This window comes from Klebsiella sp. GB_Kp056 (assembly GCF_040064755.1).
Lineage (GTDB): Bacteria > Pseudomonadota > Gammaproteobacteria > Enterobacterales > Enterobacteriaceae > Klebsiella > Klebsiella quasipneumoniae.
Map to the genome: position 1 here is coordinate 25275 of NZ_JBEAJA010000035.1, position 25249 is coordinate 50523.

Here is a 25249-nt window from a genome sequence, read left to right on the forward strand (position 1 = left end):
CTGAATAGTGACGAGTTTACTTGACAGATTGCAGGATTCGTCCTGTAATCAAGCACAAAGGGCGGCTACGGCCGCCCTTGTTTAAGCTGTTAGCTAATTTTTGCCTTGAAGGAAACCGGAGGAATAATGACCAAGTCAGAATTGATTGAAAGACTTGCCAGCCAGCAATCTCACATTCCGGCGAAAGCGGTGGAAGATGCTGTTAAAGAAATGCTGGAACATATGGCCTCAACGCTTGCTCAAGGTGAGCGCATTGAAATCCGCGGTTTCGGCAGCTTCTCTCTGCACTATCGAGCACCTCGCACCGGACGTAACCCGAAAACTGGTGATAAAGTCGAACTGGAAGGTAAGTACGTTCCGCACTTTAAGCCCGGGAAAGAATTACGTGACCGCGCCAATATTTATGAAGGGTGAGTTGCACGACGTGCAACCTGCCTGACGATAAAAGCACCTTTGGGTGCTTTTTTTGTACCCGCCATTTGCGTTCCGCCTCGCAAAACAAAAGTGCCTGACTGCAAGCGTGACGATTGTCTGGAACGCTGCGCGCGCGCCTGAATACTGCCCCAGGACGCCAGCCTCGCTTTGCGTAACACTGCCCGCTCACAGGGAGGTGTTTATGCGTCTACCATGGCTTGCCGGATGCGCCATCATCGCAATACTGCCGCTACTCTGGCTACCCGCGTTGCCGGGGCCGGGCATTCTGGCGGTCGCCGGCGTACTGGCGATGTTGCTGACCCGTCTGCGCGGGACGGTCGTCGCCGTTGTGGCGGTGACGCTTCTGCTGATGGTCTGGGGAGTTTTAAGCGCGTATCAGGCGCTGTGGCCAACGCAGCACCTCACCGGCGCCGTCCGTCAGGCGGAAGTGATCCTCCACGAGACGGATGGTCAGACCCTGCACCGCGGGCAGATTGTGCGCCTGGCGGGTCGCTTCCTGTTCCCTCCGGTTGGCGTGACTTTATACGGGGAACTTGCACCTGCGCCCGTCTGCGAGGGGCAGCGCTGGATGATGACGCTGCGCCTGCGGCCGGTGCATGGGCAGCTCAATGACGGGGGCTTCGACAGCCAGCGCTATGCGCTGGCTCAGCATCGGCCGCTGAGCGGGGGGATCGTCGCCGCTTCCGCGCTGGATACCCGCTGCAGTCTGCGCGCCCGCTACCTGGCGTCGCTGACCCGGCGATTGCAGACTTATCCCTGGCATCCGGTGATGCTGGGGCTGGGAATGGGGGAGCGGCTGGCGCTGCCGGCGGAGATAAAGGTCCTGATGCAGAACACAGGCACCTCCCATCTGATGGCTATCTCCGGTTTGCATATTGCCCTCGCGGCTTCCCTGATCGTGCTCCTGCTGCGCGGATTACAGTCACTTTTACCGGGGCGCTGGATCGGCTGGCGGCTACCGCTGCTGGCAGGGCTGGCGGGCGCCGTCGGCTATGCCTGGCTGACCGGTATGCAGCCGCCGGCCCTGCGCACTTGCGTAGGGCTTGCGGTCTGCTGTGCTTTACGTTTGTCGGGTCAACGCTGGACGGCATGGCAGGTGTGGCTCTGCTGTTTGGGGGCGATACTGGTTGCCGATCCGTTGGCGGTGTTGTCGCAAAGCCTGTGGCTATCCGCCTTCGCCGTGGCGGGGCTGATCTTCTGGTACCAGTGGTTACCGCTGCCTGACAGCCGCTGGCGCTGGCCGTGGAAAGCCCTGTTCGCCCTCGCGCATTTGCAGGCTGGCGTGACGCTGCTGCTGATGCCGCTGCAACTGCTGCTCTTCCACGGTATAAGCCTGACGTCGATGGCCGCCAATTTGCTGGCGGTACCGTTAGTGACCCTGCTGGCGGTGCCGCTCATTCTCGCCGGAATGCTGCTGCATCTCACTGGACCGGAGATGGTGGCGTCGCTGATCTGGCTGGCAGCCGATCGCGTGCTGGCGGTATTGTTCTGGGGGTTACGACGTTTACCGGACGGCTGGCTGACGTTGGATGCCCGCTGGCTCTGGATCAGTAGCCTGCCGTGGCTGCTGGTGATGGGCTGGCGTTTTCAGAGCTGGCGACATTCGCCGGCGCTGTGTCTGAGCGTGCTGTTTTTGCTGACGCGGCCATTCAGCCGGCAACCGCCCGCGGACCAATGGCAGGTGACGATGCTGGATGTCGGGCAAGGGCTGGCGATGGTGATCGAGCGTTACGGCAAGGCGTTATTGTACGATACCGGGCCGGCATGGCCGCAGGGCGACAGCGGTCGACAGGTGATTATCCCGTGGCTGCGCTGGCGCCATCTGCAGCTGCAGGGGATTATGCTGAGCCACGAGCATCTTGACCATCGCGGCGGCCTCGAATCGGTGCTGCAGGCATGGCCGCAGGCGTGGGTGCGCAGCCCGCCAGGCTGGTCGGGTCATCTGCCGTGCCATCGCGGCGAGCGCTGGCAGTGGCAGGGACTCACTTTCCAGGCGCTGTGGCCGCTGCCGGGCAGCACGGCAAAGGGAAATAATCACTCCTGCGTGGTGCGGATCGATGACGGTCGCTCCAGCATCCTGCTGACCGGCGATATAGAACGTCAGGCGGAGCAGGCGATGATCAGCCGCTACTGGCAGCATCTGGCGTCTACACTTATTCAGGTTCCCCATCACGGCAGCAACACCTCCTCCAGCGAACTGCTGATCCGGCGGGTGGATGGCGCGGCCGCGCTGGTTTCCGCTTCGCGCTACAATGCGTGGCGGATGCCCTCGCACAAGGTCGTTCAGCGTTATCGCCAGCGGGGGTATCGCTGGTTCGCCACGCCGCAGCAGGGGCAGATAACGGTGGTTTTTTCTGCAGAAGGGTGGCAAATCCATAGCTTACGGGATCAAGTTTTACCACGTTGGTATCATCAGTGGTTTGGCGCGCCCGCCGATAACGGGTAGAATATGCGGCTATTTCAACACAAGCTGGTTTATTGAATGCAGAACGATAAAGATCTCTCCACGTGGCAGACCTTCCGCCGACTTTGGCCGATTATTGCACCGTTTAAAGCCGGGCTAATCGTAGCGGCGGTGGCGTTAGTGCTTAACGCGGGCAGTGACACCTTCATGTTATCGCTTCTTAAACCGTTATTGGATGATGGTTTTGGTAAAACGGATCGCTCAGTGCTGCTATGGATGCCGCTGGTGGTTATCGGGCTGATGGTGCTGCGTGGGATCACCAGCTACATCTCGAGCTATTGTATCTCCTGGGTTTCCGGCAAAGTGGTGATGACCATGCGTCGTCGCCTGTTCGGCCATATGATGGGTATGCCGGTGGCATTCTTTGACAAGCAGTCTACCGGGACGCTGCTGTCACGTATCACCTATGATTCCGAGCAGGTCGCTTCCTCTTCTTCCAGCGCGCTGATCACCGTGGTCCGCGAAGGGGCATCGATTATCGGCCTGTTCGTGATGATGTTCTATTACAGCTGGCAGCTGTCGCTGATCCTGATCGTACTGGCGCCTATCGTGTCGGTAGCAATCCGCGTGGTCTCCAAGCGTTTTCGCAATATCAGTAAGAATATGCAGAACACGATGGGGCAGGTCACCACCAGCGCCGAGCAGATGCTTAAAGGGCACAAAGAGGTGCTGATGTTTGGCGGCCAGGAAGTGGAAACCAAACGTTTTGATAAGGTCAGCAATAAAATGCGCCTGCAGGGGATGAAGATGGTTTCCGCCTCGTCTATCTCCGACCCGATCATTCAGCTTATCGCCTCCCTGGCGCTGGCCTTTGTCCTGTATGCCGCCAGCTTCCCGAGCGTGATGGACACCCTGACCGCCGGGACCATTACCGTGGTCTTCTCCTCCATGATTGCGCTGATGCGTCCGCTGAAGTCGCTGACTAACGTCAATGCCCAGTTCCAGCGCGGGATGGCGGCATGCCAGACGCTGTTTGCGATCCTCGATTCCGAGCAGGAAAAAGACGAAGGTACGCGCGTCATTGAGCGGGCGAAAGGCAATCTCAAGTTCGAGAACGTCACCTTTACCTATCCGGGTCGCGAAGTGGCCGCGCTGCGCAATATCAATCTCGATATCCCGGAAGGGAAAACCGTGGCGCTGGTGGGACGCTCCGGGTCGGGTAAATCGACCATCGCCAGCCTGATCACACGCTTCTACGATGTCGACGACGGGCAGATCCTGCTGGATGGCCACGACCTGCGCGAGTACAAGCTGAGCTCGCTGCGCGACCAGGTCGCGCTGGTTTCACAGAACGTGCACCTGTTCAATGATACCGTCGCTAATAACATCGCCTATGCCCGTACCGAAGAGTACAGCCGCGAGCAAATTGAAGAGGCTGCGCGGATGGCCTACGCCATGGACTTCATCAATAAGATGGACAATGGCCTGGATACCATCATCGGCGAAAATGGCGTGATGCTGTCCGGCGGCCAGCGTCAGCGTATTGCTATCGCCCGTGCGCTACTGCGTAACAGCCCGATCCTGATCCTCGATGAAGCCACCTCGGCGCTGGATACCGAGTCCGAACGTGCGATTCAGGCGGCGCTGGATGAGCTGCAGAAAAACCGCACCTCGCTGGTTATCGCCCACCGTCTGTCAACCATTGAGCAGGCTGATGAGATCGTGGTGGTTGAAGACGGGCGGATTGTGGAGCGCGGAACGCACCACGACCTGCTGGAGCATAAAGGCGTATACGCCCAGCTGCATAAGATGCAATTCGGCGAATGATCGCGCGCATCTGGTCCGGTGAATCGCCGCTGTGGCGCCTGCTGCTGCCGCTCTCCTGGCTGTATGGCCTGGTGAGCGCGGTGATTCGCCTCAGTTATCAGCTGGGGTGGAAAAAAGCCTGGCGCGCGCCGGTGCCGGTGGTGGTGGTCGGTAATCTGACCGCCGGCGGCAATGGTAAAACGCCGGTGGTGATCTGGCTGGTGGAGCAGCTGCAACAGCGCGGCATTCGCGTTGGGGTGGTCTCCCGCGGCTACGGCGGTAAAGCCGAACGCTACCCGCTGGTGTTAACTGACCGGACCAGTACGGCGCAGGCAGGTGATGAACCGGTGCTTATCCATCAGCGCACCGGCGCGCCGGTGGCTGTCTCTCCACTGCGCAGCGACGCGGTGAAATCGCTGCTCAGCGCGCACGATCTGCAGATTATCGTGACCGACGATGGTTTGCAGCACTATAAGCTGGCGCGGGACCGGGAAATTGTCGTCATCGACGGCGTGCGCCGCTTTGGCAACGGCTGGTGGCTGCCTGCCGGGCCGATGCGCGAGCGGGCGTCGCGCTTGCAAAGCGTTGATGCGGTTATCGTCAACGGCGGCGTGGCGCGTCCGGGAGAGATCCCGATGCAGCTGCGTCCCGGGATGGCGGTCAACCTGCTCACCGGCGAACGTCGCGATGTCTCTACCTTCACTAACGTGGTGGCAATGGCCGGCATCGGCCATCCGCCGCGCTTTTTCGCCACCCTCGAAAGCTGTGGCGTCCAACCGGTCAAAACCGTGGCTCTGGCGGACCATCAGGCGCTGAACCAGGCCGATGTCGCCGCCCTGGTAACCGCCGGGCAGACGCTGCTGATGACCGAAAAAGACGCCGTGAAATGTCGCGATTTCGCCGCTGCGAACTGGTGGTATTTACCGGTCGACGCCATAATGGCCGATGAACGCGCACAGCGGTTGCTTGCGGACTTAGCGACGTTGGCGCAACGTTAACCGACGCGCCGGCTTTGCTCGCCGCTGTGCTGGAAATCCTGACGGAGAACCTGCATGTCGGTATTGCAACTATCGCTTAATGAGGCGCGCCACCTCCATCTCGCGGCGCAGGGGTTATTAAAAAAGCCCCGGCGTCGCGCTCGCCCAAATGACATCCTTTCTACCATCCAGCAGATGTCGCTGCTGCAAATCGATACCATCAACGTGGTGGCCCGCAGCCCCTACCTGGTGCTGTTCAGCCGCCTCGGCAGCTATCCGCAGCACTGGCTGGATGAGTCGCTGCGCAACGGCGAGCTGATGGAATACTGGGCGCATGAAGCCTGTTTTCTGCCGCGCAGCGATTTCGCCCTTGTACGCCACCGGATGTTGAACCCCGATAAGATGGGCTGGAAATATCATCGCGCGTGGATGGAGGAGCATGCCGGCAGTATTGCAGAGCTGGTGGCGCATATCGGCCAAAACGGGCCGGTTCGCTCGGCGGATTTTGCCCACCCTCGCAAAGGCGCCAGCGGCTGGTGGGAGTGGAAACCGCATAAGCGCCACCTGGAAGGGCTGTTTACCGCCGGGGAAGTGATGGTGGTAGAGCGGCGCAACTTTCACCGCGTGTATGATTTAACCCGGCGGGTGATGCCGCACTGGGACGACGAGCGCGATGCGCTGTCCCGCGACGCCGCAGAGGCCATCATGCTGCGCAACAGCGCCCGCAGCCTCGGCATCTTTCGTCCCCAGTGGCTGGCGGATTACTATCGTTTACGTCAGCCGGCGCTACCGGGTCTGCTGGCGGCCTGGCAGGAAGAGGGTCTGGTGACCCCGGCCAACGTGGAAGCGCTTGGCGAGATGTGGCTGCATCGCGATGCGCTGGCGCAGCTGGAGTCCGCGCCCGGCGGTAAACTTACCGCCAGCCATAGCGCCGTGCTCTCGCCCTTCGACCCGGTGGTCTGGGATCGGAAACGCGCTGAGCAGCTGTTCAACTTCAGCTATCGTCTGGAGTGCTATACCCCTGCGCCGAAGCGTCAGTATGGCTACTTCGTACTGCCTCTGCTGCACCAGGGAAAACTGGTCGGGCGGATGGACAGTAAAATACATCGCAAAAGCCGGGAACTGGAGATCTTCGCCCTGTGGCTGGAGGATGGGGTGAAGATCACCCGCGGTCTGGAGCAGGGGCTGCGCCGGGCGATCAACGATTTCGCACGCTGGCAATCGGCAGAGCGGATCCTGTGCCGACGCCTGCCGGAAGGGCTGTTTGGCGGCCAGACGCAGGGGTGGGAAATCGATGCTGATTGATCCCGGCGCCGACCTTCCTGTGTTATGCTGCTGAGAAATCTATCCGGTCCATCAGGAGGAAACATGGATCACCGTTTACTTGAAATCATCGCCTGCCCGGTCTGTAACGGTAAGCTGTATTACAGTCAGGATAAGCAAGAACTTATTTGCAAACTTGATAGTCTGGCGTTTCCGCTCCGCGACGGCATCCCTGTGCTGCTGGAGACAGAAGCGCGTCCGCTGGCGGTAGAAGAGAGTCACTCATGAGTTTCGTGGTCATTATTCCTGCGCGTTTCGCCTCCACGCGCCTGCCGGGAAAACCACTGCAGGACATTAACGGCAAGCCGATGATTGTCCATGTGCTGGAGCGCGCCCGCGAATCCGGCGCGGAACGCATTATTGTCGCCACCGATCACGAAGATGTCGCCCGGGCGGTTGAAGCCGCCGGCGGCGAGGTCTGCATGACCCGCGCCGACCATCAGTCCGGCACCGAACGGCTGGCGGAGGTGGTGGAGAAGTGCGCGTTCAGCGATGACACCATCATCGTCAATATCCAGGGCGATGAGCCGATGATCCCCTCGGCTATCGTCCGCCAGGTGGCGGAGAATCTGGCTGCCAGCACCAGCGGAATGGCGACGCTGGCGGTACCGATCCACGATGCGGAAGAGGCGTTTAATCCAAATGCGGTCAAAGTAGTGATGGATGCGCAGGGCTATGCGCTCTATTTCTCCCGCGCCACCATTCCCTGGGATCGCGATCGCTTTGCCCACTCCCGCGACGCCATTGGTGATTCTCTGCTGCGCCACATCGGCATCTATGGCTATCGCGCCGGCTTTATTCGCCGCTACGTCAGCTGGGCGCCAAGCCCGCTGGAGCAGATTGAAATGCTCGAGCAGCTGCGGGTGCTGTGGTATGGCGAGAAGATCCACGTCGCCGTGGCGGCCGAAGTGCCCGGTACCGGCGTCGATACCCCTGAAGATCTGGCGCGCGTCCGCGCTGAACTGCGCTAGTCCTCTGTCCCCTCCTTGCAGGAGGGGATATCCCCACCAGTTTTATGCTTTTTTTGCCCATTTTTGATCTTATCCGATGACAACCCAGGTGCGGGCGCTCATTATGAAATCAGTAGTGTTCATAGGGGTAATCGACAATGGAACAGTTGCGAACCGAACTCAGTCACCTGCTTGGCGAAAAGCTGAGCCGGGTGGAGTGTGTCAGTGAAAAAGCCGCTACGGCGCTGTGGTCCCTGTATGACGCGCAGGGAAATCCGATGCCGCTGCTGGCGCGAAGTTTCACCACGCCCGGGGTGGCGCGGCAGCTGGCCTGGAAGATCTCCACTCTGGCGCGCAGCGGTACGGTGCGCATGCCGGTGGTCTACGGCGTGATGACGCACGAAGAGCATCCCGGGCCGGACGTGCTGCTGCTTGAGCGCCTGCGCGGCGTCCCGGTGGAGGCGCCCACCCGCACCCCGGCACGCTGGGAGCAGCTGCAGGAGCAGATCGTCGAGGCGCTGCTGGCCTGGCATCGTCAGGACAGCGGCGGCTGCGTGGGGATGGTCGATAATACCCAGGACAATCTGTGGCCGAACTGGTACCGGCAGCGGGTGGCGATGTTGTGGAGCACCCTGAACCTGTATCAGGACACCGGCCTGACCATGCAGGATAAGCGGGTTTTGTTCCGCTCTCGCGAGTGTCTGCCGGAGCTGTTCCGCGATTTCAATGATAATGCCGTGCTGGTGCACGGCAATTTCACCCTGCGCAGTATGCTGAAAGATCCGCGCAGCGATCAGCTGCTGGCGATGGTCGGCCCGGGGATGATGCTCTGGGCGCCGCGGGAGTACGAACTGTTCCGTCTCGCGGAGGGGGGCCAGGCCGAGCAGCTGCTATGGCGCTACCTGCAGCAGGCGCCGGTTTCCGAGGCCTTTGTCTGGCGGCGCTGGCTTTATCTGCTGTGGGATGAGGTGGATAGTCTGGTCAATACCGGGCGCTTTGACCGCGCCCGTTTCGACCTCGCCGCGAAATCACTCCTGCCCTGGCTCGCCTGAGCTGCCTTTCAGCCATTGCCAAACGCGACCGAGCGTTTCATAGCCGACCCGGTCGCTGTGCATCAGCCACACCGGAGAAGGAATGACCCGCTCCCACGGATTGAGCGGTGACATGATCGCCATCTGATTAGCCGGTGCGGGCAGTGGATCCAGACCGGCATGGCGAAAGAAGATCATCGCCCGCGGAAGGTGTGACGCCGAGGTGACCAGCAGGAAGGGGGCGTCGCCGATGGCGCCCTTCACCGCCAGCGCTTCCTCTTCCGTATCTTTCGGCTTATCGAGCACGATGATATCGCTGCGCGGTACGCCGAGGCTCTCGGCCACTCTCGCCCCGGCCTCCGCCGTGCTGACGGGGTTGGTTTTTGCCGCCGCGCCGGTAAAGATCATTTTCGATCCCGGATTCTCCTGCCACAGGCGAATGCCCTCCGTCAGGCGCGGCAGGCTGTTGCTGATAAGGTTAGAGCTTGGCGCCCACTCCGGGTTCCAGGTATAGCCGCCGCCCAGCACCACCACGTAGCTCACCGGCTGCTCGCCGCGCCAGGTGGGATAGCGATCTTCTATCGGTTTAAGCAGGCTGTCTGCCACGGGCTGCAGGCTCAGCAGCGCCAGCAGCAGCCAGCCGAGGCTCACGCACAGCTTCCCGGTACGTTGAAAGCGGCTGAACCATAACAGGGCGATCCCGATACCGATCAGCAACAGCAGGGCAGGAAGCGGCAGCAGCAGACCGCCGACGATCTTTTTTAGCGTGAAAAGCATGCCAGATGGTTCCTTTTTTAACCATATAACCAAAGTTATGTTCGGATCTTATAACAGATCGCTTCATTCTCGGCGCGGGTATGACAAAATAGCGGTTTTGTGTTGGCTTGTGGAGTCGCCCGTGCAGGATCGCAATTTCGATGACATTGCTGAAAAGTTTTCGCGCAATATTTACGGCACCACAAAAGGCCAGCTGCGCCAGGCAATCCTCTGGCAGGATCTGGAGCCGCTGCTGGCGCAGCTGGGGCCGGGACCGCTGAGGATACTGGATGCCGGCGGCGGCGAAGGGCAAACGGCCATTAAAGTGGCGCAACTGGGCCATCACGTGACGCTGTGCGATCTCTCTGCTGAAATGGTGGCCCGCGCCCGCCAGGCTGCTGTCGATAAAGGTGTGATCGACAACATGCATTTTGTACAATGCGCGGCTCAGGATATTGCGCAGCACTTGGAAAGCCCGGTCGATCTGGTACTGTTTCATGCGGTGCTGGAGTGGGTGGCGGAGCCCCAGGCGGTGCTGCGTACCCTGTGGTCGACGCTGCGTCCTGGCGGCGGCTTGTCGTTGATGTTCTACAATGCTAACGGCCTGCTGATGCACAATATGGTTGCCGGTAATTTCGATTACGTACAACTGGGCATGCCAAAAAAGAAAAAACGCACGCTGTCGCCGGATTATCCGCGTGAGCCGCAACAGGTTTATCACTGGCTGGAAGAGATTGGCTGGCAAATTGTCAGCAAAACCGGCGTGCGGGTGTTTCATGATTATCTGCGTGAAAAACGCCAACAGCATGACAGCTATGCGGCGCTGCTGGAGCTGGAGACGCGCTACTGTCGTCAGGAGCCGTACCTCAGCCTGGGCCGTTATATTCATGTCACCGCGCTTAAGAGCCAGGCTCATAGCCGCAGATGCAAGGATAAAGTATGAGTGAATTTTCCCAGACAGTCCCCGAACTGGTTGCCTGGGCCAGGAAAAACGATTTTTCTATCTCGCTGCCGGTCGACAGGCTCTCTTTCCTGCTGGCGATCGCCACCCTGAATGGCGAACGGCTGGAAGGAGAAATGAGCGAGGGAGAACTGGTGGATGCGTTCCGCCACGTGAGTGATGCGTTTGAGCAGACCAGCGAAACCATCAGCCAGCGCGCCAATAACGCCATCAACGATTTGGTGCGCCAGCGTCTGCTGAACCGCTTTACCAGCGAAATTACCGAAGGCAATGCAATCTATCGTCTGACGCCGTTGGGGATCGGGATCACCGATTATTATATCCGGCAGCGCGAATTTTCGACGCTGCGTCTCTCGATGCAGTTGTCGATCGTCGCCGGCGAGCTGAAGCGCGCGGCGGACGCGGCAGAAGAGGGCGGCGATGAGTTTCACTGGCATCGCAACGTTTTTGCCCCGCTGAAGTATTCGGTGGCGGAAATTTTCGACAGCATCGACCTGACGCAGCGCATCATGGATGAGCAGCAGCAGCTGGTGAAAGACGATATCGCGCAGCTGTTGAACAAAGACTGGCGCGCGGCGATTTCCAGCTGTGAACTGTTGCTGTCGGAAACTTCCGGTACCCTGCGTGAACTGCAGGATACGCTGGATGCGGCGGGAGATAAGCTGCAGGCGAATCTGCTGCGCATTCAGGATTCGACCATGGCGCGCGACGATCTCCATTTTGTCGACCGGCTGGTGTTCGATCTGCAAAGCAAGCTCGACCGCATCGTCAGCTGGGGCCAGCAGGCGATTGACCTGTGGATCGGCTATGACCGCCACGTGCACAAGTTTATCCGTACCGCTATCGATATGGATAAGAACCGCGTCTTCGCTCAGCGTCTGCGCCAGTCGGTACAGACCTATTTTGATGAGCCGTGGGCGCTGACTTACGCCAACGCCGACCGTCTGCTGGATATGCGCGACGAGGAGATGGCCCTGCGCGATGAAGAGGTCACCGGCGAGCTGCCTGCGGACCTTGAATTTGAAGAGTTTAACGAAATTCGCGAGCAGCTGGCGGCGCTGATCGAAGCGCAGCTGGCGGTCTATAAAGAGAAAGGAATACCGCTGGATCTCGGCCTGGTGGCGCGGGAGTTCCTGGCGCAATATCCGCGTGGGCGTCACTTTGACGTGGCGCGGATCGTCGTGGATCAGGCGGTACAGCTGGGCGTCGCCCAGGCAGATTTCACCGGACTGCCAGCCAAATGGCAGCCGATTAATGATTACGGAGCCAAGGTACAGGCGCATGTCATTGACAAATATTGAACAAGTGATGCCGGTTAAGCTGGCGCAGGCGTTGGCCAATCCGTTATTTCCGGCGCTGGACAGCGCCCTGCGCGCGGGCCGACATATCGGCCTCGACGAGCTGGATAATCACGCATTTTTGATGGATTTCCAGGATTATCTGGAAGAGTTTTATGCTCGCTATAACGTCGAGCTGATCCGCGCGCCGGAGGGCTTCTTCTACCTGCGCCCGCGTTCCACAACCCTGATTTCACGCTCGGTGCTGTCCGAACTGGATATGATGGTGGGCAAAATTCTTTGCTATCTCTATCTCAGCCCGGAGCGCCTGGCAAATGAAGGGATTTTCACCCAGCAGGAGCTGTATGACGAGCTGCTGACCCTGGCGGATGAATCCAGGCTGCTGAAGCTGGTCAACAACCGTTCCACCGGTTCGGATCTGGACCGCCAGAAGCTGCAGGAAAAAATGCGCGCGTCGCTTAACCGCCTGCGCCGTCTGGGGATGGTGTGGTTTATGGGCCATGACAGCAGCAAGTTCCGTATTACCGAATCGGTATTCCGCTTTGGCGCCGATGTGCGCGCCGGCGACGACCCACGCGAGGCGCAGCGCCGCCTGATCCGCGACGGGGAAGCGATGGCCCTGGAAAATCACCTGCAGCTCAATGATGAGAATGAAGAGAACCAGCCGGATAGCGGGGAGGAAGAGTAATGATTGAACGCGGTAAGTTTCGCTCGCTGACGCTGGTTAACTGGAACGGTTTCTTTGCCCGGACCTTTGATCTTGATGAACTGGTCACCACCCTCTCCGGGGGGAACGGCGCCGGTAAGTCGACGACCATGGCGGCCTTCGTCACGGCGCTGATCCCCGATTTAACCCTGCTGCATTTCCGTAACACCACCGAAGCGGGGGCCACCAGCGGCTCACGCGATAAAGGCCTGCACGGGAAGCTGCGCGCCGGGGTCTGTTACTCCGTGCTCGACGTCATCAACTCGCGCCATCAGCGCGTGGTGGTCGGCGTGCGTCTGCAGCAGGTTGCCGGGCGCGATCGCAAAGTCGATATCAAGCCTTTCGCCATTCAGGGGCTGCCCACCGCTATCCTGCCGACCCAGCTGTTAACCGAAACGCTGAACGATCGCCAGGCGCGCGTGGTTAGTCTCAATGAGCTGAAAGACAAGCTCGAGGCGATGGAAGGGGTCCAGTTTAAGCAGTTCAACTCGATCACCGAGTATCACTCGCTGATGTTCGATCTGGGCGTGGTGGCGCGGCGTCTGCGTTCCGCTTCCGATCGAAGTAAATACTATCGCCTGATCGAGGCATCGCTGTACGGCGGGATCTCCAGCACCATTACCCGCTCGCTGCGCGACTACCTGTTGCCGGAAAACAGCGGCGTGCGTAAGGCATTCCAGGATATGGAAGCGGCGCTGCGGGAAAACCGCATGACCCTCGAGGCGATCCGCGTCACCCAGTCCGATCGCGATCTGTTCAAACACCTGATCAGCGAAGCCACTAACTACGTGGCGGCGGACTATATGCGTCACGCCAACGAGCGGCGCATTCATCTTGATAAGGCGCTGGAGTATCGTCGCGATCTCTTTACCTCCCGTTCACAGCTGGCGGCAGAGCAGTATAAGCACGTCGACATGGCGCGCGAGCTGCAGGAGCATAACGGCGCAGAAGGCGATCTGGAAGCGGATTACCAGGCCGCCAGCGACCACCTGAACCTGGTGCAGACCGCACTACGTCAGCAGGAAAAAATCGAGCGCTACGAAGCGGATCTCGACGAGCTGCAGATCCGTCTGGAAGAGCAGAACGAAGTGGTGGCGGAAGCCATCGATCGCCAGGAAGAGAACGAAGCCCGCGCCGAGGCCGCCGAGCTGGAAGTGGATGAGCTGAAAAACCAGCTCGCCGACTATCAGCAGGCGCTCGACGTGCAGCAGACCCGCGCCATTCAGTATAACCAGGCGCTGCAGGCGCTGGAGCGCGCGAAGGCGCTGTGTCATCTGCCGGATCTGACGCCGGAGAGCGCCGACGAGTGGCTGGAAACCTTCCAGGCGAAAGAGCAGGAAGCGACGGAGAAAATGCTGTCGCTGGAACAGAAAATGAGCGTGGCGCAAACCGCGCACAGCCAGTTTGAACAGGCCTACCAGCTAGTGGCGGCGATTAACGGCCCGCTGGCGCGCAATGAAGCCTGGGACGTGGCGCGCGAATTGCTGCGCGACGGCGTGAACCAGCGTCACCAGGCCGAGCAGGCGCAGGGGCTGCGTAGCCGCCTCAACGAGCTGGAGCAGCGCCTGCGCGAGCAGCAGGACGCCGAGCGCCAGCTGGCTGAGTTCTGCAAACGCCAGGGCAAACGCTACGATATCGACGATCTGGAAACGCTGCATCAGGAGCTGGAAGCGCGCATCGCTTCGCTGGCCGACAGCGTTTCTAACGCGCAGGAACAGCGCATGACCCTGCGCCAGGAACTGGAGCAGCTGCAGTCGCGCACTCAGACGCTGATGCGCCGGGCGCCGGTCTGGCTGGCGGCGCAGAACAGCCTTAACCAGCTGTGCGAGCAGAGCGGCGAGCAGTTTGAGTCCGGCCAGGAGGTTACCGAATACCTGCAGCAGCTGCTGGAGCGCGAGCGCGAAGCTATCGTTGAACGTGACGAGGTCGGCGCCCGCAAGCGCGCCATCGACGAAGAAATTGAGCGTCTCAGCCAGCCGGGCGGTTCGGAAGATCCGCGCCTCAACGCGCTGGCGGAACGGTTCGGCGGCGTTCTGCTGTCCGAGATCTACGATGATGTCAGCCTTGACGATGCGCCGTACTTCTCCGCGCTGTACGGTCCGTCGCGCCATGCCATCGTGGTGCCGGATCTGTCGCAGGTTGCCGAGCAGCTTGAAGGACTGGAAGATTGTCCGGAAGATCTCTATCTGATCGAAGGCGATCCGCAGTCCTTTGACGATAGCGTATTCAGCGTGGATGAGCTGGAAAAAGCGGTGGTGGTGAAGATTGCCGACCGCCAGTGGCGTTATTCGCGCTTCCCGTCGCTGCCGCTGTTTGGCCGCGCCGCGCGTGAAAACCGCATTGAAACCCTGCATGCCGAGCGTGAATCGCTGTCCGAGCGTTTTGCGACCCTGTCGTTTGACGTGCAGAAAACTCAGCGTCTGCATCAGGCCTTTAGCCGCTTCATTGGCAGCCATCTGGCAGTGGCCTTTGAGGACGATCCGGAAGAAGAGATCCGCAAACTCAACAGCCGCCGCGGCGAGCTGGAGCGCGCGCTGAGCGCCCATGAAAGCGATAACCAACAGAACCGCGTGCAGTATGAGCAGGCGAAAGAGGGCGTGTCGGCGCTCAACCGCCTGCTGCCGCGCCTGAATCTGCTGGCGGATGATACGCTGGCCGACCGCGTGGACGAGATCCAGGAACGTCTGGACGAAGCGCAGGAGGCCGCGCGCTTTATTCAGCAGCACGGCAACCAGCTGGCGAAGCTGGAGCCGATTGTTTCGGTGCTGCAGAGCGATCCGGAGCAGTTTGAGCAGCTGAAAGAAGATTACGCCTATGCGCAGCAGACCCAGCGCGATGCGCGCCAGCAGGCTTTTGCCCTGGCGGAAGTCGTCCAGCGCCGGGCCCACTTCAGCTACTCCGATTCGGCGGAAATGCTCAGCGGCAACAGCGATCTCAACGAGAAACTGCGCCAGCGCCTGGAGCAGGCGGAAACCGAACGCAGCCGCGCGCGCGACGCGATGCGTGCCCATGCGGCGCAGCTTAGCCAGTACAATCAGGTGCTGGCCTCGCTGAAGAGCTCGTATGACACCAAAAAAGAGCTGCTCAACGATCTGTATAAAGAGCTGCAGGACATTGGCGTGCGCGCCGATTCCGGCGCGGAAGAGCGTGCCCGTGCGCGTCGCGATGAGCTGCACATGCAGCTGAGCAATAACCGCTCCCGTCGCAATCAGCTGGAGAAAGCGTTGACCTTCTGCGAAGCGGAAATGGACAACCTGACCCGCAAACTGCGCAAGCTGGAGCGCGATTACTGCGAAATGCGCGAGCAGGTGGTGACCGCCAAGGCGGGCTGGTGCGCGGTGATGCGCCTGGTGAAAGACAACGGCGTCGAGCGTCGTCTGCACCGCCGCGAGCTGGCCTATCTCTCCGCCGACGAGCTGCGCTCCATGTCGGATAAGGCGCTCGGTGCGCTGCGTCTGGCGGTCGCCGATAACGAACATCTGCGTGACGTGCTGCGTATCTCGGAAGATCCGAAGCGCCCGGAGCGCAAAATTCAGTTCTTCGTTGCCGTCTACCAGCATCTGCGCGAGCGTATCCGCCAGGATATTATCCGCACCGATGATCCGGTGGAAGCGATCGAGCAGATGGAGATTGAGCTCAGCCGCCTGACCGAAGAGCTGACAAACCGCGAACAGAAGCTGGCCATCAGCTCCCGCAGCGTGGCCAACATTATTCGCAAAACCATTCAGCGCGAGCAGAACCGTATCCGAATGCTCAACCAGGGATTGCAGAGCGTCTCCTTCGGCCAGGTCAACAGCGTGCGTCTGAACGTCAACGTGCGCGAGACCCACTCGACGCTGCTTGATGTGCTCTCCGAGCAGCATGAACAGCATCAGGATCTGTTCAACAGCAACCGCCTGACCTTCTCGGAAGCGCTGGCCAAGCTCTATCAGCGCCTGAATCCGCAGATCGACATGGGGCAGCGCACGCCGCAAACCATCGGCGAAGAGCTGCTCGACTACCGCAACTATCTGGAGATGGAAGTGGAAGTTAACCGCGGCTCCGACGGCTGGCTGCGCGCGGAGTCCGGCGCGCTGTCCACCGGGGAAGCGATCGGTACCGGGATGTCGATTCTGGTGATGGTCGTCCAGAGCTGGGAAGATGAATCCCGCCGCCTGCGCGGCAAGGATATCTCGCCTTGCCGTCTGCTGTTCCTCGATGAAGCGGCGCGTCTCGACGCCCGCTCCATCGCCACGCTGTTCGAGCTGTGCGAACGTCTGGAGATGCAGCTGATTATCGCGGCGCCGGAGAACATCAGTCCGGAGAAAGGCACCACCTATAAACTGGTGCGTAAGGTGTTCAATAATCACGAACACGTCCACGTGGTGGGGCTGCGCGGGTTTGCCGCGCCGCTGCCGGAAGCGCTGCCGGGAACAGCCGACGCCTCCTGAGGCTGCGGCTACATTCTGGCGGCTAAGCGGTGAAGAGGGCAACGTTACGTTGCCCTTTTTTTCTATCCAGCCCGGTATGCGAGGGTGGTATAATCTTTAAACTTCTTTACATTAGGTAAGGCAAAAGCCTTTTCGTCTTTATATACTGAAAAAAGAGCCCCAATTTTGTGGGCAGCAATGTGTGACAACAGGGGGCAAGGGATGTTGCTAAAGAAACGGTATGGTCGTCCATTGTCAGCGCTCAGCCTGAGCCTGGCACTGGCATTTGCTCCGCTGTTCAATGTCCAGGCCGAAGAGCCTGAAGTCGTACCCGGCGACAGTTCTGCGGCGCCCGCCGAGGTTTCCGCCGCGCTGGCGCAAAGCGATGGGCAATCGCCGGCGGTCGCGAAGCTGGCCGGTGAGCAGCCGCTGTCGATGGAGGCGGCGGCAAACAGCCGCGCCCAGATCGAGGCGCTGTTGCCGGCAGGGTACAAACCCGTCTTTATGAATCCGCTGGTGTCGCTGTACGCCGCCAGGGATATGAAACCGATGTGGGAAAACCGCGAGGCAGTGCAGGCGTTCCAGCAGCAGCTGGCGGAGATCGCCATCGCCGGTTTTCAGCCGCAGTTTACCACCTGGGTCAGCCTGCTGACCGATCCCGCCGTCAGCGGCATGGCGCGCGATGTGGTGCTGTCGGACGCCATGATGGGCTATCTGCACTTTATCAGCGGCATCCCCACCCAGGGGACCCGCTGGTTGTACAGTTCAACGCCGTACAAGATGGCGACCCCGCCGCTGTCGGTGATTAACCAGTGGCAGCTGGCGCTGGACAATGGCTCCCTGCCGGCGTTTATCGCCGGCCTGGCGCCGCATCATCCGCAGTATGAAGCCATGCATCAGTCGCTGCTGGCGCTGGTGGCTGATTCTCGCCCATGGCCGCAGATGACCGGCAGCGGCTCGCTGCGCCCCGGCGAATGGAGCAATGATATCGGCGCCCTGCGCGAGATCCTCCAGCGTACCGGAATGCTGGACGATACCGCCAATATCGTTCTGCCCGGCGATGTGGTGAGCCCGTCGGCGAAGAAAAAGAGCAAACCTGCGGCGCGCGGCGTGTACGATCGCCAGCTGGTGGAGGGGGTTAAGCGCTTCCAGGCGATGCAGGGGCTGGGGGCGGATGGCGTCATCGGCCAGTCGACTCGCGACTGGCTCAACGTCTCTTCCGCGCAGCGCGCAGGGGTGCTGGCCCTGAACATTCAGCGTTTACGCTTACTGCCGGGCAAACTGTCCACCGGCATTATGGTCAATATTCCGGCGTTCTCGCTGGTCTATTACCAGGACGGCAGCCAGGTGCTGGCCTCGCGGGTAATTGTGGGGCGTCCGGACCGCAAAACGCCAATGATGAGCAGCGCGCTGAATAACGTGGTGGTCAATCCGCCATGGAACGTGCCGCCAACCCTGGCGCGCAAAGATATCCTGCCGAAGGTGCGTAACAATCCAGGCTATCTTGAGCAGCATGGCTACACCGTCATGCGCGGCTGGAACAGTAAAGAGACCATCGATCCTTATCGGGTCGACTGGTCGAGCATCACCGAGAACAACTTACCGTTCCGTTTTCAGCAGGCGCCCGGAGCGCGTAACTCGCTCGGACGCTACAAGTTCAATATGCCGAGCTCCGATGCCATCTACCTGCACGATACGCCGAACCATAACCTGTTCCAGAAGGATGTTCGTGCGCTCAGTTCCGGCTGTGTGAGGGTGAATAAGGCTTCGGAGCTGGCCAATATGCTGCTGCAGGATGCGGGCTGGAATGACACGCGTATTTCCGATGCCCTGAAGCAAGGGGACACGCGCTATGTCAATATTCGGCAAAATATACCGGTGAATTTATATTACTTAACGGCGTTTGTGGACGCTGATGGACGTACACAATATCGAACAGATATTTACAATTACGATATCACCGCGCGATCCAGCGCACAAATTCTGACGAAAGCTGAGCAATTAATCAGGTAAATGAAGTAGTTCAATGGATTTTGTTGTCCTAGCACTGGGTAAAAAAGGGCGCTGCTCCTCTGCAGCGCCCGATTTTCCTGGGGTGAGGCTGCCTTGACGTTGGCAATAATGCCCGGTAAGGTGCCTTTCGTGCGCCAGAAGTGCATATACATATCATTCCGCTCAATGCGTGACGCAGTCAGCGCGAACGCTCTCTTTTGCCGGGCAGCATCACGGCTGTGGCGAGCGATGGCGTGCTGGGGTTCAGCATCGCGCAAAGCGGAAAAAGTATATAACGATTCATTGACTGTAGACCTGATTATCATGGACAAATTTGACGCTAATCGCCGCAGATTGCTGGCGTTGGGTGGTGCTGCGCTGGGTGCTGCCGCCATTCTCCCTGCGCCGGCATTTGCCACCCTCTCGACCCCCCGTCCGCGTATTTTGACGCTGAATAACCTGCATACCGGTGAATCACTCAAGGCGGAGTTTTTCGATGGCAGAGGCTATATTCAGGATGAATTAGCAAGACTTAACCATTTTTTCCGTGATTACCGCGCGAATAAAATTAAGTCCATCGATCCAAATCTGTTCGATCATCTTTATCGGTTGCAGGGACTACTAGGCACCAACAAACCTGTCCAGCTTATCTCTGGCTATCGTTCCCTCGATACCAATGATGAGCTTCGCGCACGAAGCCGTGGTGTAGCAAAACATAGCTATCACACCAAGGGGCAGGCAATGGATTTCCATATTGAAGGTATTTCGTTAAGCAATATTCGCAAAGCGGCGTTATCTATGCGCGCAGGTGGTGTAGGATACTACCCACGTAGTAACTTTGTGCATATTGATACCGGTCCCGTAAGGCACTGGTAACGAAAGGAGCGTCATGAACTATCGTATTATTCCGGTTACCGCGTTCGCGCAGAACTGTTCTCTTATCTGGTGCGAACAAACCCGGCTGGCGGCGCTGGTCGATCCTGGCGGCGATGCTGAACGTATCAAAGCGGTGGTGGCGGAGGCTGGCGTCACGCTGATGCAGATCCTGCTGACGCATGGCCATCTCGATCACGTCGGCGCCGCTGCGGAACTGGCGCAGCATTATGGCGTACCGGTTATTGGTCCGGAAAAAGAAGATGAGTTCTGGCTGGAAGGATTACCGGCGCAAAGCCGGATGTTCGGCCTGGAGGATTGCCAGCCGCTGCGTCCGGATCGCTGGCTCAATGAAGGCGATGTGGTTAATGTGGGGAATGTGGCGCTGCGGGTACTGCACTGCCCGGGCCATACGCCGGGTCACGTGGTCTTCTTTGATGACGCTTCCCGACTGCTCATTTCCGGAGATGTGATTTTCAAAGGCGGGGTGGGGCGCAGTGATTTTCCACGCGGCGACCATGGACAGCTGATCGCGGCCATTAAGGATAAGCTGTTGCCGCTGGGCGATGACGTGACCTTTATTCCCGGCCATGGTCCGCTGTCGACGCTGGGTGAGGAACGCCGCAACAACCCGTTCCTGCAGGATGAGATGCCGGTCTGGTAACCGACCTGACGCGAACGTAAAAAAGGCCGCATTCGCGGCCTTTTTCTTTATAGCGAATAATATCGCTTACAGCACGGCGACGATGGCTTCACACAGCGGCGCCATGTTGTCAGGCGTCATGCCGGCCACGTTGATACGGCCGGACGCGACCGCATAGATGGCGAACTCTTCACGCAGACGCAGCACTTGCTCTTTAGTCAGGCCGCTGAACGAGAACATACCGTTCTGCTTGCTGATAAAGCTGAAGTCGCGGCTCGCGCCTTTCTCCTGCAGGGTGTTGACGAACAGCAGGCGCATACGCTGGATGCGCTGGCGCATATCGGTCAGCTCCTGCTCCCAGATTGCCCGCAGCGCATCGTTGCTCAGGATGGTCGCGACCACGGACGCGCCGTGCGCTGGCGGGTTGGAGTAGTTAGCGCGGATCACCGACTTCATCTGGCTGAACGCGCGGTCTACGGTCTCCTGATCGGCGGCGACCAGGGTGCAGGCGCCGACGCGCTCGTTGTACAGGCCAAAGTTTTTCGAGTAGGAGCTGGCGACCAGCAGCTCTTTATGCAGAGCAGCAAAGGCGCGCAACCCTTCAGCATCTTCTTCCAGACCGCGGGCGAAGCCCTGGTAGGCGAAATCGAACAGCGGCAGCCAGCCTTTCTCGACCGACAGCTGCGCCAGCGTCTGCCACTGTTCGAGCGTCGGATCGATACCGGTCGGGTTGTGGCAGCAGCCGTGGAACAGTACCACGTCGCCCGCCTGGGCTTCGTTCAGGCTGGCCAGCAGACCATCAAAGTCCAGCGCGTGGTTAGCCGCATCGTAGTAGGCATATTCACGTACTTCCAGCCCGGCGGAGGTAAACACACTCTTATGGTTTGGCCAGCTTGGATTGCTTACCCACACGCGTTTCACGTCGGTGTTTTTGGCGAGGAAGTCTGCGGCGACGCGCAGCGCACCGGTACCGCCCGGGGTCTGCGCGGTGCGGGCGCGTTTATCGGCGATAATCGCATTGCCTTTACCGAACAGCAGCTCCTGGGTGCAGCGACCAAATTCAGGAATACCATCGATGCCCAGATAGTTTTTAGTCGTTTCATTTTCCAGCAGGTACTGCTCTGCTTTTTTGACGCTGGTCAGAACGGGTGTTTTACCGGTTTCATCCTTGTAAACACCAATTCCGAGGTTAATCTTTTCAGGGCGGTCATCGGCACGAAACAGATCGGCCAGACCTAAAATCGGGTCGGCTGGGGCGGCGGTAATGTTCTCAAACATGACGAGGTTCCATTGTGATTACTGAAGGGAAATCCGCTATCAGGTTAACGGGAGAACAACGAATTGCCAACCGTTTGCGATAAAAAGCGCGAAGGTTTTCGAAAGATACGAGCTTTGCCTCAGGAATAGAGAAAAGCAGGACCGAAGTCCTGCTCTGAAGGCATATCACGAAGGGGTGTACTGCAGATTAGAACTGGTAAACGATACCCACGGCCGCCTGGTCGTCGGTCGCTACGCCAGCTTCACGCGTATAAGCGTTGTCGTCAAGTTGGTTGAACTTGTACGCCGCATAAACGTTCATGTTCTTGTTGAAGTAGTACCAGGTACCCACTTCGACGTATTTAACCAGATCCGCATCGCCGCCGGAGAAGCCGCCGCGCGCCTGCAGGTCTTTGCCTTTGGTCTGTACGTAGCCGATGGACGGACGCAGGCCGAAGTCGAACTGATACTGTACAACGGCTTCGAAGTTCTGGGTTTTGCCAGCGAAGTAGTTACCCTGGTTTTCCGGGGTCATGTTGTAAGTCTGGGAGTACATGACGGCCGCGTAGACATTGTTGGCGTCATATTTTGCAGAGGTTGCCCAGGCTTCGGCTTTGTCGCCATTGCCGTCAGCTTTCTGGTCTACGCTGCGGTTGGAGCCGGAGTAGCCAGCAGACAGCGCGATACCGTTGTCGAACGCGTAGGTCGCCGCGGTGCTGAAGCCGTCGCCATTCTGCTTGTGAATCGAACGGTCGTGGTCGTTTTTACCCTGGTACTGCAGCGCGAAGCTCAGGCCGTCAACCAGACCGAAGAAGTCAGAGTTACGGTAGGTTGCCACGCCGTTGGTACGGCCGGTCATGTAGTTGTCGGTGTAGTTCCAACCGTCGCCACCCCATTCAACCAGCATATCGGTTGCTGCTTCGACGTCGTAGATCGCGCCGTAGTTACGGCCGTAGTCGAATGAACCATACTCGCCCGCTTTCAGACCTGCGAACGCCAGACGGGTTTTCGTCGGCTGGGAACCTTCAACATTGGAGGCGTCCATGTTGTATTCCCACTGACCGTAGCCGGTCAGCTGATCGTTGATCTGGGTTTCGCCTTTCAGGCCGATACGGGCGTAGGTGGTATCGTCGCTGCTGGTGTCGCCATTGGTGGTCCAGACGTGCTCGCCGACCATTTTTCCGTAGAAGTCCAGTTTGTTGCCGTTTTTGTTATAGATTTCTGCAGCGTTAGCTGCACCGGCTACCAGCAGGGCAGGGATCACCACTGCCAGAATATTGCGCTTCATCATTATTTATTACCCTCATTAATATTTTTTATATGAACACGTGCCACTGCCGTCAATAAGTTCTGTCAATAAAAACTTACAGAACCATTGATGAGAGTTTGGTGTCTGAAGGCATCTTTCCATCCGCGACAACGTTTCGCTAGCCGGAAAATGCTACTAATATCTCATATGAGTAACAAAACGAAAAAACATGTAACTAAATATGTATTTCTGGGAACTTTGTGAACTTAATCAAAATTCCGTTCCACATGGTGAGGTAAATCGCCTTTCCATATCTATCTATATGAATTATTTATGATTAATTTGGATAAGCGTAAATTTGCTCATTTTGTGTGTTGAATTCGCCTTCTTTTTATTCAGCCTTTGTCTTGGCAAGACGTGCGGCGCGTGGTTAAAAAATGAGCAAATTTATCAGGGGTTTTGCTCTGTTATGAACATAAAGTGCGATCTGCATCACCCGGATGCACCGAAACAGTGCGTAACATAAATGTGAATCCGAGGCCTTGATGTTTAAGTTTGTTGAATTTTGATAACAGTAATTGACATAAAAAAAGGCCAGCTTGCGCTGGCCTTTCAGGTTTATGTCAGAAAAATTTAGAATGTCGCGTTGCGCGGGGTCCGCGGGAACGGGATGACATCGCGGACGTTCTGCACGCCGGTCACGTAGGCAATCAGACGCTCGAAGCCCAGGCCAAAGCCGGAGTGTGGAACGGTGCCGTAGCGGCGCAGGTCGCGATACCACCAGTAGTCTTCTTTATTCAGACCCATCTCGGCCATACGCGCGTCGAGCACGTCGAGGCGCTCTTCACGTTGGGAACCGCCGATGATCTCGCCAATACCCGGCGCCAGGACGTCCATTGCCGCGACGGTTTTACCGTCTTCGTTAAGGCGCATGTAGAAGGCTTTAATATCTTTCGGATAGTTTTTCACTACCACCGGCGCTTTGAAGTGTTCTTCAGCCAGGTAACGTTCGTGCTCGGAGGAGAGATCCACGCCCCAGTAGACCGGGTTCTCGAACTGCTTGCCGCAGTTTTCCAGAATAGTGACGGCGTCGGTATAATCCACCTGCGCAAAATCAGCGGTGATAAAGCGCTGCAGACGGTCGATAGCGTCTTTATCAACGCGCTCGGCGAAGAACTGCATGTCGTCCGCGCGCTCTTCCAGTACCGCTTTAAAGACGTACTTGAGCATCGCTTCCGCCAGGCCGGCAACATCGTTCAGGTTAGCGAAGGCCACTTCCGGCTCCAGCATCCAGAACTCCGCCAGGTGGCGGCTGGTGTTGGAGTTTTCCGCACGGAAGGTCGGGCCGAAGGTGTAAATCTTCGACAGCGCGCAGGCATAGGTCTCGCCGTTCAGCTGGCCGGAAACGGTCAGGAACGACTCTTTACCGAAGAAGTCTTTGTCGAAATCGACTTTGCCCTGATCGTTACGCGGCAGGTTTTCCAGATCCAGCGTCGACACGCGGAACATTTCGCCGGCGCCTTCGGTATCGGAGGCAGTAATCAGCGGGGTGGAGACCCAGAAGAAGCCCTGCTCATCAAAGAAGCGATGCAGCGCCTGCGCCAGGGTGTGACGCACGCGGGCAACCGCGCCGATCAGGTTGGTGCGCGGACGCAGGTGGGCCACCTCACGCAGATACTCGATGCTGTGACGCTTGGCCGCCATCGGGTAGGTGTCCGGGTCTTCCACCCAGCCGGTCACTTCCACGTTGGTCGCCTGGATCTCAAAGCTTTGACCCTGGCCCTGGGAAGCCACGACTTTACCGGTGACAATCACCGAGCAACCGGTGGTCAGACGCAGCACTTCCTGATTGTAATTGGGCAGAGAATTATTAATAACGGCCTGTACAGGATCAAAGCAGGAACCGTCATAGACGGCGAGGAATGAAAAGCCAGCTTTTGAATCTCGGCGGGTACGCACCCATCCGCGGACCGTGACTTCGCTGTCAACGGCAACGCGGCCCTGGAGTACGTCGGCTACAGGCACAACGCTCATAATAATCTCTCTATATAGTCCAATAAAAAAGTCTCTTCCCCCTACAGCGGGGGGATATCTATGTTACCTGTCATCTTCCATCAGACAAGTAGATTTCGCATCATAAGCGGATAATTCGGCAATAAATAATAAAGAAAAAGGAGCC

The 25249-nt window shown here is 58.6% G+C and carries 19 protein-coding genes; 15 read left to right on the top strand and 4 right to left on the bottom strand.

Features of this window, described 5'->3' with window-relative positions; translation table 11 throughout:
• Positions 1-126: 126 nt before the first annotated feature.
• The 8 genes from ihfB (at position 127) to ABLV52_RS02745 (ending at position 8947) form a co-directional block, all read left to right on the top strand.
• The gene (gene ihfB, locus ABLV52_RS02710; RefSeq protein WP_002898165.1) at positions 127-414 is read left to right on the top strand and encodes an integration host factor subunit beta; all 288 of its coding nucleotides are present in this window, start codon (positions 127-129) and stop codon (positions 412-414) included.
• A gap of 202 nt (positions 415-616) precedes the next feature.
• Positions 617-2881, top strand: a complete 2265-nt coding sequence (locus tag ABLV52_RS02715) for a ComEC family protein (RefSeq protein ID WP_348889965.1) — start codon at positions 617-619, stop codon at positions 2879-2881.
• Between the two features lie 36 nt (positions 2882-2917).
• Positions 2918-4666, top strand: a complete 1749-nt coding sequence (gene msbA / locus ABLV52_RS02720; protein WP_004201387.1) for a lipid A ABC transporter ATP-binding protein/permease MsbA — start codon at positions 2918-2920, stop codon at positions 4664-4666.
• On the top strand, positions 4663-5643 hold the full coding sequence (lpxK, locus tag ABLV52_RS02725) for a tetraacyldisaccharide 4'-kinase (RefSeq protein ID WP_348889966.1): 981 nt from the start codon (positions 4663-4665) through the stop codon (positions 5641-5643). The genes msbA and lpxK overlap by 4 nt, the downstream gene beginning before the upstream one ends.
• Before the next feature lie 54 nt (positions 5644-5697).
• A complete protein-coding gene (locus tag ABLV52_RS02730; RefSeq protein ID WP_348889967.1) occupies positions 5698-6927 on the top strand; it encodes a winged helix-turn-helix domain-containing protein in 1230 nt (409 codons plus the stop codon).
• A 63-nt stretch (positions 6928-6990) separates the two neighbouring features.
• Complete coding sequence (ycaR, locus tag ABLV52_RS02735) at positions 6991-7173, top strand: protein YcaR (protein ID WP_004201390.1); 183 nt, start codon at positions 6991-6993, stop codon at positions 7171-7173.
• Entirely contained in the window at positions 7170-7916 is a 747-nt protein-coding gene (kdsB, locus tag ABLV52_RS02740) for a 3-deoxy-manno-octulosonate cytidylyltransferase (RefSeq protein ID WP_348889968.1), read from the top strand. Before ycaR ends, kdsB begins: the two co-directional genes overlap by 4 nt.
• 137 nt (positions 7917-8053) lie before the next feature.
• Positions 8054-8947: a YcbJ family phosphotransferase gene (locus tag ABLV52_RS02745; RefSeq protein ID WP_004201393.1), complete on the top strand. Its 894-nt coding sequence runs from the start codon at positions 8054-8056 to the stop codon at positions 8945-8947.
• Here the strand turns inward: ABLV52_RS02745 and elyC are convergent.
• The gene (gene elyC, locus ABLV52_RS02750; protein WP_289551502.1) at positions 8924-9703 is read right to left on the bottom strand and encodes an envelope biogenesis factor ElyC; all 780 of its coding nucleotides are present in this window, start codon (positions 9701-9703) and stop codon (positions 8924-8926) included. The genes ABLV52_RS02745 and elyC overlap by 24 nt on opposite strands.
• Positions 9704-9824: 121 nt before the next feature.
• Here elyC and cmoM point away from each other — a divergent pair, with 121 nt between their 5' ends.
• The 7 genes from cmoM to ABLV52_RS02785 all read left to right on the top strand — a co-directional run bounded on the left by cmoM (position 9825) and on the right by ABLV52_RS02785 (position 20585).
• Positions 9825-10625, top strand: coding sequence for a tRNA uridine 5-oxyacetic acid(34) methyltransferase CmoM (cmoM, locus tag ABLV52_RS02755; RefSeq protein WP_348889969.1), 801 nt, complete (start codon positions 9825-9827; stop codon positions 10623-10625).
• Positions 10622-11944, top strand: coding sequence for a chromosome partition protein MukF (gene mukF, locus ABLV52_RS02760; protein ID WP_002898189.1), 1323 nt, complete (start codon positions 10622-10624; stop codon positions 11942-11944). The genes cmoM and mukF overlap by 4 nt, the downstream gene beginning before the upstream one ends.
• Positions 11925-12629 carry a chromosome partition protein MukE gene (mukE, locus tag ABLV52_RS02765; RefSeq protein ID WP_004150840.1) on the top strand — a complete coding sequence of 235 codons (705 nt, stop codon included), beginning with the start codon at positions 11925-11927 and terminating at the stop codon, positions 12627-12629. The genes mukF and mukE overlap by 20 nt, the downstream gene beginning before the upstream one ends.
• Positions 12629-17077: a chromosome partition protein MukB gene (gene mukB / locus ABLV52_RS02770; RefSeq protein ID WP_348889970.1), complete on the top strand. Its 4449-nt coding sequence runs from the start codon at positions 12629-12631 to the stop codon at positions 17075-17077. Before mukE ends, mukB begins: the two co-directional genes overlap by 1 nt.
• 201 nt (positions 17078-17278) lie before the next feature.
• The gene (ldtD, locus tag ABLV52_RS02775) at positions 17279-19069 is read left to right on the top strand and encodes a L,D-transpeptidase (RefSeq protein WP_348889971.1); all 1791 of its coding nucleotides are present in this window, start codon (positions 17279-17281) and stop codon (positions 19067-19069) included.
• Positions 19070-19372: 303 nt separating this feature from the next.
• Positions 19373-19924: a YcbK family protein gene (locus tag ABLV52_RS02780; RefSeq protein ID WP_004201403.1), complete on the top strand. Its 552-nt coding sequence runs from the start codon at positions 19373-19375 to the stop codon at positions 19922-19924.
• Between the two features lie 13 nt (positions 19925-19937).
• On the top strand, positions 19938-20585 hold the full coding sequence (locus ABLV52_RS02785) for an MBL fold metallo-hydrolase (RefSeq protein WP_023289031.1): 648 nt from the start codon (positions 19938-19940) through the stop codon (positions 20583-20585).
• 66 nt (positions 20586-20651) lie between these two features.
• On the opposite strand, the gene aspC is transcribed toward ABLV52_RS02785, so the two are convergent.
• The 3 genes from aspC to asnS form a co-directional block, all read right to left on the bottom strand.
• Positions 20652-21842 carry an aspartate transaminase gene (aspC, locus tag ABLV52_RS02790; protein WP_023289032.1) on the bottom strand — a complete coding sequence of 397 codons (1191 nt, stop codon included), beginning with the start codon at positions 21840-21842 and terminating at the stop codon, positions 20652-20654.
• A 187-nt stretch (positions 21843-22029) separates the two neighbouring features.
• Positions 22030-23112 (bottom strand): porin OmpK35, encoded by a 1083-nt coding sequence (gene ompK35 / locus ABLV52_RS02795; RefSeq protein WP_004201406.1) that lies wholly within the window; start codon positions 23110-23112, stop codon positions 22030-22032.
• Positions 23113-23703: 591 nt separating this feature from the next.
• A complete protein-coding gene (gene asnS, locus ABLV52_RS02800; RefSeq protein ID WP_017899452.1) occupies positions 23704-25104 on the bottom strand; it encodes an asparagine--tRNA ligase in 1401 nt (466 codons plus the stop codon).
• Positions 25105-25249 lie beyond the last annotated feature (145 nt).

What these genes read in the sequence shown, in the direction of transcription:
- mukE (WP_004150840.1), top strand. Translation starts at nt 11,925, where the DNA reads ATGTCATTGACAAATATTGAACAAGTGATGCCGGTTAAGCTGGCGCAG.
- kdsB (WP_348889968.1), top strand. Translation starts at nt 7,170, where the DNA reads ATGAGTTTCGTGGTCATTATTCCTGCGCGTTTCGCCTCCACGCGCCTG.
- aspC (WP_023289032.1), bottom strand. Translation starts at nt 21,842, where the DNA reads ATGTTTGAGAACATTACCGCCGCCCCAGCCGACCCGATTTTAGGTCTG.
- ABLV52_RS02745 (WP_004201393.1), top strand. Translation starts at nt 8,054, where the DNA reads ATGGAACAGTTGCGAACCGAACTCAGTCACCTGCTTGGCGAAAAGCTG.
- ABLV52_RS02780 (WP_004201403.1), top strand. Translation starts at nt 19,373, where the DNA reads ATGGACAAATTTGACGCTAATCGCCGCAGATTGCTGGCGTTGGGTGGT.
- msbA (WP_004201387.1), top strand. Translation starts at nt 2,918, where the DNA reads ATGCAGAACGATAAAGATCTCTCCACGTGGCAGACCTTCCGCCGACTT.
- lpxK (WP_348889966.1), top strand. Translation starts at nt 4,663, where the DNA reads ATGATCGCGCGCATCTGGTCCGGTGAATCGCCGCTGTGGCGCCTGCTG.
- ABLV52_RS02785 (WP_023289031.1), top strand. Translation starts at nt 19,938, where the DNA reads ATGAACTATCGTATTATTCCGGTTACCGCGTTCGCGCAGAACTGTTCT.
- ompK35 (WP_004201406.1), bottom strand. Translation starts at nt 23,112, where the DNA reads ATGATGAAGCGCAATATTCTGGCAGTGGTGATCCCTGCCCTGCTGGTA.
- ABLV52_RS02730 (WP_348889967.1), top strand. Translation starts at nt 5,698, where the DNA reads ATGTCGGTATTGCAACTATCGCTTAATGAGGCGCGCCACCTCCATCTC.
- mukB (WP_348889970.1), top strand. Translation starts at nt 12,629, where the DNA reads ATGATTGAACGCGGTAAGTTTCGCTCGCTGACGCTGGTTAACTGGAAC.
- ldtD (WP_348889971.1), top strand. Translation starts at nt 17,279, where the DNA reads ATGTTGCTAAAGAAACGGTATGGTCGTCCATTGTCAGCGCTCAGCCTG.
- asnS (WP_017899452.1), bottom strand. Translation starts at nt 25,104, where the DNA reads ATGAGCGTTGTGCCTGTAGCCGACGTACTCCAGGGCCGCGTTGCCGTT.
- mukF (WP_002898189.1), top strand. Translation starts at nt 10,622, where the DNA reads ATGAGTGAATTTTCCCAGACAGTCCCCGAACTGGTTGCCTGGGCCAGG.
- elyC (WP_289551502.1), bottom strand. Translation starts at nt 9,703, where the DNA reads ATGCTTTTCACGCTAAAAAAGATCGTCGGCGGTCTGCTGCTGCCGCTT.
- ihfB (WP_002898165.1), top strand. Translation starts at nt 127, where the DNA reads ATGACCAAGTCAGAATTGATTGAAAGACTTGCCAGCCAGCAATCTCAC.
- ABLV52_RS02715 (WP_348889965.1), top strand. Translation starts at nt 617, where the DNA reads ATGCGTCTACCATGGCTTGCCGGATGCGCCATCATCGCAATACTGCCG.
- ycaR (WP_004201390.1), top strand. Translation starts at nt 6,991, where the DNA reads ATGGATCACCGTTTACTTGAAATCATCGCCTGCCCGGTCTGTAACGGT.